Here is a 12,750-nt window from a genome sequence, read left to right as displayed (position 1 = left end):
CTTCCTCTGCGAATTGTGCGAAGGCCGTGAGGGCCCGGGGCCGTCGTACGGGTGTTGCCGCGTCCGTGCGGGTACGGCGGAGCCGTGGACGGGCGGGAGCCGGCCGGCCGGTCCCTTTCCGAGTGCGGCGACGGGTGCTGCCAACCGCTGCTGCACTGTGTAAGTCTTCTACACGGCGCTCACTAAATGCGCACTGTACCCTGCCTGCCACTGTGATGGGAAGCCAACGCTGTTAAGCTTGGTTTCATGGGACAGCCACCTCTGAGCAGGCGGGCCCGCCTCAGGGCGGACACCTCGGCGGAGATCAAGACGATCGCGCTCAAGCACATGGCCGTGAACGGCGCCGCGGCAATATCCCTGCGCGCCATCGCCCGTGAGATGGGCATGACCGCAGGCGCCATCTACAGCTACTACGACACGCGGGACGCCCTGGTCAGCGCACTGATCGCCGAGGTCTACACCTCGGTGGCCGACACCCTGGAAGCCGCCAGGGACAGCCGCCCGGCCGACGACCCGGTGGGGCGCGTGCTGGCCTACGGTCACGCGTACCGGCAGTGGGCCGTCGCCCACCCCGAGGAGTTCCGGCTCATCTACGGCGACCCCGTCCCGGAGTACCAGGCGCCGCCCGGCGGGGCCGCCGCCGAGGCCGAGCACCGGGCCTGCGTCCTGCTGACCAGCATCGTCGCTGCCGCCTGGCCGCAGGCCCGGCACCGGTACGCGGACGACGACCACAGCTGGTCCGACTACGACCCCGGTTTCGCCGCACTGGTCCGGGCCTCGTACCCCGAGCTGCCGCCGGTCGCGGTCTCCCTGTCGCTGCGCGTCTGGGGCCGGATGCACGGGCTGGTGTCACTGGAGGTCTACGGCCATCTTCGCCCGCAGGTCCAGGACCCCGCCAAGCTCTACCAGGCCGAGATGACCGACCTGATCGAGGCCCTGGGCCTGGTCCCCGGCCCCGCGAAGGGCTGAGGCCGCACCCCGCCGCCCCGGGTCATCGGGCCGAGCGCCACGACCCCGCCGGGGAGTGGCCGCCGAACCGGCTGCGGTCCCAGCCCGCCCGCAGCCTCGCGGACCCGGCGGTCGGCGCGGTCTCCGGCGCGCCCTGGCCGAGGGCCATCAGCACCGCCAGGACGGCGGCCAGCTGCTCGCTGCTCGGATTGCCGTGCTGTACGCGTACTTCGCTCATGTCCCGTCCTTCGGTGATCTCGGATTCCGTGCTGATGCCCGGTTCCGCGGTCGGGCCGGCCGTCTTCAGGCCGGCGGGTTCCCGTGCTTGCGCGACACCAGGTCGGCGTGCTTGCTCCGCAGCATGCGCAGCGAGCGGATCAGCGCCCGCCGGGTGTCGCGGGGGTCGATCACATCGCTGACCAGCCCTCGCTCGGCGGCGTAATAGGGGTGCATCAGCTCGGACTTGTAGTCCTCGATCTTCTGCGCCCGCACGCTGTCGGGGTCGTCCGCCGCGGCGATCTCCCGGCGGAAGATCACATTCGCCGCGCCCTCGGCTCCCATCACGGCGATCTCGTTGGTCGGCCAGGCGAGCGTCACATCGGCGCCGATCGACTGGGAGTCCATGACGATGTACGCGCCGCCGTACGCCTTGCGCAGGATGACCGAGACCCTGGGCACGGTCGCGTCGCAGTAGGCGTAGAGCAGTTTCGCCCCGTGCCGGATGATCCCGCCGTGCTCCTGCGAGACACCGGGCAGGAAGCCCGGCACGTCGACCAGGGTGATCAGCGGGATGTTGAACGCGTCGCAGGTGGTGACGAAGCGGGCGGCCTTCTCCGAGGCGTGGATGTCCAGCACCCCGGCCATCGAGGACGGCTGGTTGGCGATGATGCCGACCACATGACCGTCCAGCCGGGCCAGCGTGCAGACGATGTTGGTCGCCCACCGCGCGTGGACCTCGAAGGTCTCGCCGTCGTCCACGATCTCCTCGATGACGGCCCGCATATCGTAGCCCCGGTTGGGGTCGGCCGGCACCAGGTCCAGCAGGGCGTCGTTGACGCGGTCGGCCGGGTCGTCGGTCGTCTCCACCGGCGACAGCTCGCGGTTGTTCTGCGGCAGCAGCGCCAGCAGATAACGGACCTCCTCCAGGCAGCTCTCCTCGTCGTCGTAGGCGAAGCCGGCCACACCGGAGATCTCGGCGTGCACATCGGCCCCGCCGAGGCCGTCCATGCTGACCTCCTCACCGGTGACCGCCCGTACGACATCGGGCCCGGTGATGAACATCTGCGAGGTCTCGCGGACCATGAAGACGAAGTCGGTCAGCGCCGGCGAGTACGCCGCGCCGCCGGCGCACGGTCCGAGCATCACGCTGATCTGCGGGATCACCCCGGAGTTGCGGGTGTTGCGGCGGAAGATGCCGCCGTATCCGGCCAGCGCCGTGACGCCTTCCTGGATACGGGCGCCCGCGCCGTCGTTCAGGCTCACCAGCGGGGCGCCGGAGACCTCAGCCAGGTCCATCAGCTTGTGGATCTTGGAGGCGTGGGCTTCCCCCAGCGCGCCGCCGAAGATCCGGAAGTCGTGCGCGTAGACGAAGACGGTCCGGCCGTGGACGGTGCCCCAGCCGGTCACCACACCGTCGGAGTGCGGGCGGCGCAGTTCCATGCCGAAGCCGCTGGCGCGGTGCCGGCGCAGCCCGTCCATCTCCTGGAACGAGTCCTTGTCCAGCAGCAGTTCGATCCGCTCGTAAGCGGTGAGCTTGCCCTTCGCGTGCTGGCGCTCGGTGGCGGCCGGGTCCTCGCCCTCGCGGGTCCGCTCCTTCAGCAGCGCCAACGCGGCGGCGCGTTCCAGGGGCGTCATGGTCACACTCCTCAACTGGTCGGGATCGGGGCGGCTCAGCGAGCCAGCCGGGTCAGCAGGCTCTCGACCTGGGCCAGGTCCTCCGGGGCGCGGCCGCTGGCGGCGACGTATCCGTCCGGGCGCAGCAGCAGGAAGCCGCCCTGCCGGCGCGGCAGATGACGGTGGCTGACCAGGTCCGGCAGCCGCCCGGCCAGGCTCGCGCCGCGCCGGACCCGGCCGTGGTCGCTCGGGCCCAGCGTCAGCAGCCGGAAGCCGGCCGGCGAGGGGTCGGGGGAGACCGGCACCCAGCGCGGCGGCCTGGCTCCGGGGGCGGTCAGCCCCCGGTTGCGCAGCGCGGTGTAGCGGGAGGCGGCCGGGGACGGCTCGGCCAGCACGTCGGGGTAGCGGACACGCCAGCCGGCCAGCAGCGGCACGAACCAGCGCCGCAGCAGCCCGGTGGCCTCGCACGCGCTCCACAGCGCGTTGCGCAGCCTGGCGGCGACCGGGCCGAGGGTGAAGACGGCCAGGAACTGGTGCGTGGTGCGCACGATCTGCTCCGCCGCCCGCAGCCGCTCGGTCTGGTAGCTGTCGAGGATCGCGGGGTTGTAGACCCCGTCGATGACGCCGGCCAGTTTCCAGGTCAGGTTGTGCATGTCCTGCAGACCGAGATTGAGGCCCTGGCCGCCGATCGGCGAGTGGGTGTGGGCGGCGTCGCCGACCAGGAAGACCCGTCCCGCCCGCAGCCGGGCGGCGATACGCTCCTGGCTGCTGAAATTGTTGATCATGTCGAGGTCGGTGATCCGCAGACCGCCCGGCCCGCGCTCGTCCAGCAGCGACTGCACGCTGTCGGCGGTCAGCGGGAAGCCGGGGGCCACGCCCGCCGACACCCGCGTCCGCCCGCCGGGCATCGAGGCGAACACCACCGACCCGGCCCGGCCCAGGAAGTAGTGCACGGCGTCGCGCGAGAAGTCGCCGCTGACCTGGCCCTCGGCGAGCAGGAAGTTGACCGCCACCGGGGAGCCCGGGAAGTCGATCCCCAACTGCTCGCGCACCCGGCTGCGGACGCCGTCGGCCGCGATCAGCCATTCCGCCTCGATCCGCAGCGGGCCGTCGGGGCCCTCGGCCTCGACAGTGACGAGATCGGCTCCGGCGGTGACATCGGTGACCTGGGTACGCCGCTCCACCCGCCCGCCGAGCTGTTCCAGGCGCTCCTCGAGGATCCGGCAGGTGATCTCCTGCGGGAGCATCAACGGCTCGTTGTCCGAGCCGAGTTCGATCCGCAGCGTCCGGCCGCCCTCCAGATGGAAGTAGTTGGCCCTGATCCGCAGGCCGTGCTTCTCCGCCTCGTCCAGCACGCCCAGCTCGCGGAAGATGTCGAGGGTGGGCGGGTGGAGCTGGACGGCCCGCGAGCCCTGGTGCGCCTGGTCGGCCGCCTCCACGACGCGGGCCGGTACGCCGTACTGCCACAGCCGGCAGGCGGCGGCCAGGCCGACCGGCCCGGCGCCGACGACCAGCACCTGGGTCCGCTCGGTTCCCGCCGGGCCCTGCCCGGCGGACTCGGGGCTCTGCTCGCTCGCGTCGGGGTTCACACGGACTCCTTGGGGTCGAGGACGGCCAGCCAGCGGTGGACGGCCCGGGCGGTGTCGTGGGCGTGGTCCTCGATCATCGAGAAGTGGTCCCCGGGCACCTCGGTGGCCTCGTACGGCGGCGGCCAGGCGGACGGCGCGCGGTCGGCCGGGCCGGCCGCGCCCGGCAGTGTTCCACTGGGCCGCACCAGCAGCACCGGGGCCTTGAGTGTGCCCGGCTCCCAGCTGTCGAGCAGGTCCAGATAGCCGCCCATGGCGGTGAGCCGCGCGTCGTCCAGCGGCCACTGTGCGAGCCGTTCGGCCATGCCGGTCATCAGCGCCGACCGGTCGCGGGCGATGTCCGCGCCGCCGGGGAGGTAGGTGTCCAGCAGCACGACCGCGTCGGGGAAGACGTCCGCACTCTCCAGCAGCCCGGCCACCGCGTGGGCCAGCACGCCGCCCGACGAATAGCCGACCAGGACGAAGGGGCGGCCGTCGGCGCGCTGCCGCACCACATCGGCGGAGGCGCGGACGACCGCGTCGAGGGTGGCGGGCAGCCGCTGCCCGGCGCGGAAACCGGGCAGCGAGAGCGCCGACACCTCCCGGCCGCCGCCCAGCCCGGCCGCGAACCGGGCGAACTGGTGCGGGCCGGAAGTGGCCAGCACGGTGGGGAAGCAGACCACGGCGGACCGCGAGCCGCTGTCCGGCCGGCTGAGGGTGACCAGCTCCGGTGCTTCCGAGGCGTCCGGCGCCTCGAAGACCGGCCGGTCGCGGACGGCCGTGCGCAGCCGTACGTCGAACGCGGCGGTGGCGTCCTGGTAACGCCCCTCCTCGGCGGGCGAATCGGGCCGGGCCGAAGGGGCGTGGGCGGCCAGGAAGAGCGCGGCCAGCGCGTCGGACTCCGGGGCGGCCGCGGCTTCGGCCGGTGCGGGGTCCTCGGCGGTCAGGTGCTGGCGCAGATGGCGGATCAGCGCTTCCGGGGTGCGGTGCTCCAGGATCGCGCGGGCGGGCAGCTGGATTCCGGTGGCGGACACCAGCCGGTTGCGCAGGGCGACCCCGGTGACCGAGTCCATGCCGAGTTCGAGGAACTCACGCCGGGCCTCGACCGCCGACGGGTCCGGATAGCCGAGCACCGCGGCGATCTCGGCGCGTACCAGCTCGGTCAGCAGCCGCAGTTGCTCCTCCGGGGAGAGCGACGGGAGCTGGTCCAGCGCGTTGGCGGCCGGACCGGCCTCGGTGGCCGCGCGCAGCAGCCGCCTGACCGCCGGGACCTCACCGATCAGCGGTACGGAGCGCTGGGCGGCGAAGACCCGCAGGTAGCGGTCCCAGTCGATGTCGGCGAGTACGAGTGTGCCGGGGTCCTCCGCCAGGGCCCCGCGCAGGGCGATGAGCGCCGGTTCGGGTTCGAGCAGCGGCAGGCCGCGGCGCTCCAGCCGTTCGCGGCGCGCCTTCTCCACCGTCGCCAGCGCCGGGTCGTCGGGACGCTCGGCCCACACTCCCCAGGCCAGTGAGGTCGCCGTCAGACCGCGCGCCCGGCGGTGGTCGGCCAGCGCGTCGAGGTAGGCGTTGGCCGCCGCGTAAGGGGCGAGACCCACCGCCCCGCCGAGGGCGGCGGTGACGGACGAGAAGAGCACGAAGGCCGACAGGTCGAGGTGTTCGGTGAGCTCGTGCAGATGGCGGGCCGCGACCGCCTTGGAGCGCAGTGTCCGCTCCAGCTGCGGCAGGGTGAGCGCGCTCAGCTGGCCTTCCTCCAGCACTCCGGCGGTGTGGACCACGGCGACCAGCGGGAGGTCGCCGGGGACCGAGGCGAGCAGGGCCGCCAGCGCCTCGCGGTCGGCCGGGTCGCAGTCGCTGACCGTCAGCCGCACGCCGGCCGCGGCGAGTTCGCTCTCCAGCACGGCCGCGGCGGCGGGATCGACATCGGGGCCGGTGGTGAGCAGCAGGTGCTCGGCGCCCCACGCGGCCAGCTGGTGCGCGACCCGGGCGCCCGTTCCCGAGGGCGCGCCGGTGAGCAGCACGGTGCCGCGCGGCAGCCGGAGGGGGTGGCCGGCTGCCGCGCCGGTGGAGGGGCCGGTGGAGGGCGCCGGGACCAGCCGCCGGGCGAGCAGGCCCGAGGACCGTACGGCCAGCTGGCGTTCGTCGCCGGGAGCCGCGACGGCGGCCAGCATCCGCGCCGTGGTCCGGCCGTCCGGGGTCTCGGGCAGGTCGATCAGGCCGCCCCACAGCTGGGGCACCTCCAGGGCCGCGACCTGTCCGAAGCCCCAGATCTGCGCCTGGGCCGGGCGGTCCAGCCGGTCGGTGTCCTCCGCGCGCACCCCGCCGCGGGTCACCGACCACACCGGGGTCTCGATCCCGGCGTCGGCGAGCGACTGCAGCAGTGTGACGGTGGCGGCGAGTCCGGCCGGGACGTCCGGGCAGTCCGGGGCGGGCGTAGTGTCGAGCGGCAGCAGGGACAGCACGCCGGACAGCTCGGTTCCGGCGGCCTCGGTCAGCCGCGCGGCCAGCGCCGCGCGGTCGGTGCCGGCCTCCAGGGACAGCGCGACGACACGGGCCCCGTGGCTCGTCAGTTCGGCGGCGACCTCCGCGACCAGTGCCTCGTCCGCTCCGCCGCCGGCGCCGTCCCCGGCGGGCCCGGCCAGCAGCCAGACCCCGGACAGCGCCGCCGGGGCGGGCTCGGTGACCGGACGCCAGACGATCCGGTGCCGCCAGGACTCGGCCTGGGCCAGCAGCCGGCTGCCGCGCCGGAAGGCGGCCAGGGCCGGCAGCACCCGGCCGAGGGCGTCGGCGCCGTCGAAGTCCAGGGCGGCCGCGAGCGCCTGGAGGTCCTCGCGCTCCACCGCGTCCCAGAACGCGAAGTCCCCCGCGTCCGCCTCCCGTGTGCGCGGCGGCTCCCCGGCCCCGGCCGGCTCGGCCCAGTAGCGCCGCCGCTGGAAGGGGTAGGTCGGCAATTCGACCCGGCGCTCCGACGCGCCGGCGAAGGCCGGCGTCCAGTCCACCGCGACACCCCGGACGTACGCCTCGGCGAGCGAGGCGTGGAAGCGGGCCGGGCCGCCCTGCTGACGGCGGAGCGTGCCGGTGGCGACGACGTCGGTGCCCGTGTCCTCCGCGGTCTCCTCGACGGCGAGGGTCAGCACCGGATGCGCGCTGCACTCGACGAAGGTGTCGAAGCCGTCGGCGATCAGGGCGCGCACAGCCGGCTCGAAGCTGGTGGGGCGGCGGCAGTTCTCGAACCAGTAGTCGGCGGTCAGCTCGGAGCCGTCCAGCACCTCGCCGGTCACCGTCGAGAACAGCGGGATCCGGCCCTTCACCGGGCTGACGAAAGCGAGCAGTTCGGCGAGGCGCTCACGCAGCGGGTCCACCTGGGCGCTGTGCGAGGCGACCGTGGCCGGCACGACCCTGGCCCTGATCCCGCCCTCGGTCAGCGCGGCCACCAGGGTCTCCAGCGTCTTGGGCTCGCCGGCCACGGTGACCAGCCGCGGGCTGTTGACGCCCGCGACCGACAGCAGATCGCCGTAGGGTTCGAGCCACGGTTCGATGTCCGCCCGGGACAGCGCGATCGACGCCACCGCGCCGCGGCCGACCAGCTCGTCGGCGAACAGCTGCGAGCGCAGCACGATGATCCGGGCGGCGTCCTCGACGGTGATCGCCTCGGCGACGCAGGCGGCGGCGATCTCCCCCTGCGAGTGGCCGACCAGGATGTCCGGTTCCACGCCGTGCGAGCGCCACAGCGCGGCCAGCGACACGTTCACCGCCAGCAGCACCGGCTGGACGACCTCGATCCGGTCCAGCGACGGCGCGTCGTCGAGCTGCCGCAGCACCCCCTCGACCGACCAGTCCACATAACGCTCGACCGCGGCCGCGCACTCGCGCAGCCTGCTGGCGAACACCGGCTCGCTGTCGAGGAGTTCGACGGCCATCCCGGCCCACTGCGAGCCCTGCCCGGGGAAGACGAAGACCGTGCGACCGCGCTCCCTGGCGACCCCGCGGATCACCTGGGCGGACGTCTCGCCGCGGGCCAGCGCGCCGAGTCCGGCACTCAGTTCCCCGGCGTCGGCGCCGAGGACCACGGCCCGGTCGTCGAACGCCGAGCGGGTGGTGGCCAGGGCGCGGCCCACATCGGCGGGGCTCAGTTCGGGCCGGCTCGCGAGATGGCCGCGCAGCCGCCCGGCCTGGGCGCGCAGCGCCGCCTCGCCGCGGGCCGAGACGGGATACGGCACCGAGACCGGGCTCGTGACCGCGGCGGCCCGCGCCGCCGAGGAGGTCTCCGGCGGTGCGGCGCTCCCCCCGCTCTCCGCGCTCTCCTCGGCGTACTCGGGGACCTGTTCCAGGATGACGTGGGCGTTGGTGCCGCTCATGCCGAACGCCGACACCCCGGCGCGGCGCGGCCGGCCGGTGTCGGGCCAGGGCCGCTCCTCGGTGAGCAGCGAGACCGCGCCGGAGGCCCAGTCGACGAACGGATGCGGCTCCTCGGCGTGCAGGGTGCGCGGCAGCACGCCGTGCCGCATCGCCATCACCATCTTGAGGACACCGGCCATCCCGGCCGCGGCCAGGGTGTGACCGATGTTCGACTTGATCGAGCCGAGCCACAGCGGAGCGTCCTCGGCGCGGTTCCTGCCGTACGTCGCCAGCAGCGCCTGCGCCTCGATCGGGTCGCCGAGCCGGGTGCCGGTGCCGTGCGCCTCCACCACGTCGACGTCCTCGGGCGACAGCCGGGCCGCCGCCAGCGCGCGCTGGATCACGCGCTGCTGGGAGGGCCCGCTGGGAGCGGTCAGACCGTTGCTCGCGCCGTCCTGGTTGACCGCCGAGCCGCGCATCACGGCCAGCACCCGGTGCCCGTTGCGCCGGGCGTCGGACAGCCGCTCCACCAGGACCATGCCGACGCCCTCGGCGAAGCCGGTGCCGTCGGCCCCCGCGCCGAAGGACTTGCAGCGCCCGTCGGGCGCGAAGCCGCGCTGCCGGCTGAAGTCCACGAAGCCGGTCGGCGTCGCCATCACCGTCACCCCGCCGACGAGCGCGAGCGTGCACTCGTCGCGGCGCAGCGCCTGCGCGGCCAGGTCGAGGGCGACCAGCGACGAGGAGCACGCCGAGTCCACCGTGACCGCCGGGCCCTCGAAGCCGAAGGTGTACGCGAGCCGGCCGGACAGCACACTGGCCGCCGAGCCGGTCATGCGGTACGCCTCGATCTCCTCGGGGGCGGAGGCCAGCAGCACCTGGTAGTCGCTGGTGACACAGCCCGCGTAGACGCCGGTCCGGCTGCCGCGCAGCCCCGCCGGGTCGACCCCGGCGCGCTCCATGGCCTCCCAGGCCGTCTCCAGGAACAGCCGGTGCTGGGGGTCCATGGCCAGGGCCTCGCGGGGCGAGATGCCGAAGAACTCGGCGTCGAACTCGGCCGCGTCGTAGAGGAACCCGCCGCTGCGGGTGTACGACTTGCCCGGCTGGTCGGGTTCCGGGTCGTAGATGCCCTCGACGTCCCAGCCGCGGTCGCCGGGGAAGGGCGAGATCGCGTCGACGCCGGAGGCCACGAGCTCCCACAGATCCTCCGGGGACCGCACTCCCCCGGGGAACCGGCAGCTCATTCCGATGATCGCGATCGGCTCGTGCCGGCTGTCCTCCGCCTCCCTCAGCCGCTGGCGGGACTCGGTCAGCTCGACGGTCACCCTTTTCAGGTAATCCCGGAGTTTCTGTTCGTCAGACATGCGTACCTCGTTGGTCAAGGGCCGTGGGTCGCCGCGCCCGCCGGAGCTGCGGGCGCGGCCTGTCTCGTCCTGTGCTACGCGTGTGTTCGGTCCCGCCGGTCCCGCCGCCGGTCGTCCGGTACGGCTGCCGTCCGGCGGGACCGTACGGATCACAGGCCGCCGAGTTCCTTGTCGATGAAGTCGAAGATGTCGTCGTCGGTGGCTTCGTCGAGCTGCTGTGCGGTGTCGGTCCTGGAGGAGGCGCCGGCGGCGGACTCGGCCGCCGTCAGCTCGGAGAGGAACGCCCGCAGGCGTCCGGCGGCCAGCTCCCGGGCGTCGGGGTCGGCGGCCGCGGAGGTCAGCGTCACGTGCAGCCGGTCGAGTTCGGCGTCCAGCGACGCTGCCGGAGTCTCGGGTGCGAGGGCGGTGCGCAGATACGCCGCCAGGTCGGCGGGCGTCGGGTGGTCGAAGACGAGCGTGGCGGGCAGCCGCAGCCCGGTGGCCGCGCCCAGCCTGCCCCGCAGGGTGACGGCGGCCAGCGAGTCGAAGCCCAGCTCCTTCAACGCCCGCCTGGCCTGGACCGATTCGGTGTCCGGGTGCTGGAGTACGGTCGCGATCTCGCCGCGGACCAGTTCGAGCAGCCGCCGCTCCTGATCGGCCGCCGGGAGCGAGGCCAGGCTGCGGACCAGCGTCCGCGCGGCGTCGGAACCGCCCTCGGGTACGTCCGACGGATCCTCGGCGGACGCCGTCGCCGCTTCCGGCAGTTCGGACAGCAGCGGGCTCGGCCGGACGGCGGTGAAGGCGGGGGCGAAGCGTGCCCAGTCCACGTCGGCCAGCACGAGCGCCGTGTCGTCGTGGTCGAGAGCGCCGACCAGCGCCGCGATCGCCGCCTCCGGATCCATCTCCGCCAGCCCGAGCCGCCGCAGCTGCTCGCGCCGCTCCCGCTCGGCGGGCGTGCGGGTGTCCTCGCCGCCCTGCGCCCACAGGCCCCACGCCAGTGAGGTCGCCGGCCGTCCCCGGCCCCTGCGGTGCTCCGCCAGGGCGTCCAGATAGGCGTTGGCGGCGCCGTACGCACCCTGGCCGCTGCCGCCCCACACACCCGCCACGGACGAGAAGAGGACGAAGGCGTCCAGCGCGTCGTGGTCGACCAGCGCGTCCAGATGCTCCGCTCCCGCGGCCTTGGCGGCGAAGGCCGCGGCGTACCGGTCCGGAGTCAGCTCGGTCAGCGGGGCCACCTGCGGCTCGCCGGTCAGATGGACCACGCTGGTGAGCGGTACGTCCGCCGGGACGGCCGCGAGCAGTCGCGCCACGTCGTCCCGGTCGGTGAGGTCGCAGGGCACGAAGGTGACCCGCGCGGCCGACTCGCTCAGCGCGGCGGTCAGTTCGGCGGCGAGTTCGGCGGTCGGCCCGGTGGGCTCGGCGCCGCCCGCGTCCGGTTCGACCGCCAGCAGCAAGCGTTCGGCACCCGACTCCGCCAGCCAGCGCGCGACCCGCGATCCCATCTCCGTCAGGCCCCCGGTGACCAGCACCGTACCGCGCGGCGTCCAGTTCTTGCCGCCGGTCGGCCGGCCGGCGGCGGACCGCACCAGGCGGCGGGCGTGCACTCCCGAGGAGCGGACAGCCAACTGGTCCTCGTCGCCCGCCGTGCCGAGAAGGCTCGCGAGCCGGGTGGCGGACCGCGCGTCGGGGTCGGCGGGCAGGTCGATCACGCCGCCCCACAGCTGCGGGTACTCCAGGGCGGCTGCCCGGCCCAGCGCCCAGACCTGGGCCTGATCCGGATGCTCCAGCCGGTCGGACGGCCCGGTCGAGACCGCCGAGCGGGTCACCAGCCACAGCCGCGCCGGGGAGGAGGCGTCGGCCAGTGCCTGGATCAGCAGCAGCGTGCTGACGGCCGCCGTCCCGTACGCGGGATCGGACGCGTCCAGCGCGAGGAGGGACAGCACCCCGGCCGGCGGGGCGGCCGCGGTCGCGGCGGCGATCCGCTCGGCGAGCGCGGCGCGGTCCAGGCCGGCCGGGTCCACGGTCAGCAGCACCGGCCGGGCGCCCTGGGCGCCGAGCGCGTCGGTCACGGCCTCGGCCAGCGGCCGAGCGGCCTCGCCCGACGGCACCACCACCAGCCAGTCACCCGAGAGCGTCGCCGTCGCGGGTTCGCCGACCGGCCGCCACACGGCCTTGTAGCGCCAGGACTCCACGGTCTGCCGCGACCGCTGGTCGCGCCGCCAGGACGACAGGGCCGGCAGGGCCTCGCCGATCGCCTCGGCCCGCTCGGTCCCGAGCGCCGTCGCGAGGGCCTCCAGGTCTTCGCGCTCCACCGCGTCCCAGAAACCCCGCTCCACGGCGTCGTCGTGGATCCGATCGGTGGACGGCGCGCTCGGAGCCTCCATCCAGTACCGCTGCCGCTGGAACGGATACGTGGGCAGGTCGGTGCGCGTACCGGCCGCGCCGGGGAGAGCCGCCGACCAGTCGAGCGGGACGCCGTGCGTGTACATCTCGGCGAGCGCGGAGACAAAGGTGAGCGCCTGCGGACGTTCGCGGCGCTGGGCCGCGGCCAGTACCGGCTCGAAACCCTCGCGGTCTTCGAGGCTGTCCCGCACGAAGGCGGTGAGGACCGCGTCGGGACCCAATTCCAGGAATGCGGTCACACCCGCGTCGGCGAGAGCACGTATGCCGTCGTGGAATCGGACGGCTTCGCGGAGGTGGTTTACCCAGTATTGGGGGGTGGTGAGGTC

General features: G+C 74.2%; 6 protein-coding genes. 1 reads left to right on the top strand and 5 read right to left on the bottom strand.

Annotated features, from left to right (window positions below):
• Nucleotides 1-246 precede the first annotated feature (246 nt).
• Complete coding sequence (locus ACFO3J_RS00030; protein ID WP_386424396.1) at nt 247-969, top strand: TetR/AcrR family transcriptional regulator; 723 nt, start codon at nt 247-249, stop codon at nt 967-969.
• 22 nt (nt 970-991) lie between these two features.
• Here ACFO3J_RS00030 and ACFO3J_RS00025 read toward each other — a convergent pair whose 3' ends face one another.
• The 5 genes from ACFO3J_RS00025 to ACFO3J_RS00005 all read right to left on the bottom strand — a co-directional run.
• On the bottom strand, nt 992-1,186 hold the full coding sequence (locus ACFO3J_RS00025) for an acyl-CoA carboxylase subunit epsilon (RefSeq protein ID WP_386424393.1): 195 nt from the start codon (nt 1,184-1,186) through the stop codon (nt 992-994).
• A gap of 65 nt (nt 1,187-1,251) precedes the next feature.
• On the bottom strand, nt 1,252-2,802 hold the full coding sequence (locus ACFO3J_RS00020) for an acyl-CoA carboxylase subunit beta (protein ID WP_386424391.1): 1,551 nt from the start codon (nt 2,800-2,802) through the stop codon (nt 1,252-1,254).
• Nucleotides 2,803-2,837: 35 nt separating this feature from the next.
• Entirely contained in the window at nt 2,838-4,370 is a 1,533-nt protein-coding gene (locus ACFO3J_RS00015; RefSeq protein ID WP_386424388.1) for an FAD-dependent monooxygenase, read from the bottom strand.
• Nucleotides 4,367-10,042 (bottom strand): type I polyketide synthase, encoded by a 5,676-nt coding sequence (locus tag ACFO3J_RS00010; protein WP_386424387.1) that lies wholly within the window; start codon nt 10,040-10,042, stop codon nt 4,367-4,369. The genes ACFO3J_RS00015 and ACFO3J_RS00010 overlap by 4 nt, the downstream gene beginning before the upstream one ends.
• A gap of 149 nt (nt 10,043-10,191) precedes the next feature.
• Nucleotides 10,192-12,750, bottom strand: a 2,559-nt coding sequence (locus tag ACFO3J_RS00005) for an SDR family NAD(P)-dependent oxidoreductase (RefSeq protein ID WP_386424384.1), incomplete at its 5' end; no start/stop codon positions are given.

The sequence above is a fragment of the Streptomyces polygonati genome, assembly GCF_042650325.1.
In the GTDB taxonomy this organism is placed as follows: domain Bacteria; phylum Actinomycetota; class Actinomycetes; order Streptomycetales; family Streptomycetaceae; genus Actinacidiphila; species Actinacidiphila polygonati.
Note: the sequence above shows the minus strand (reverse complement) of the source record. Positions and strands in the feature narration are given on the sequence as shown.

Coding starts and splice junctions, on each gene's coding strand:
- ACFO3J_RS00025 (WP_386424393.1), bottom strand. CDS start 1,186: ATGAGCGAAGTACGCGTACAGCACGGCAATCCGAGCAGCGAGCAGCTG.
- ACFO3J_RS00030 (WP_386424396.1), top strand. CDS start 247: ATGGGACAGCCACCTCTGAGCAGGCGGGCCCGCCTCAGGGCGGACACC.
- ACFO3J_RS00020 (WP_386424391.1), bottom strand. CDS start 2,802: ATGACGCCCCTGGAACGCGCCGCCGCGTTGGCGCTGCTGAAGGAGCGG.
- ACFO3J_RS00010 (WP_386424387.1), bottom strand. CDS start 10,042: ATGTCTGACGAACAGAAACTCCGGGATTACCTGAAAAGGGTGACCGTC.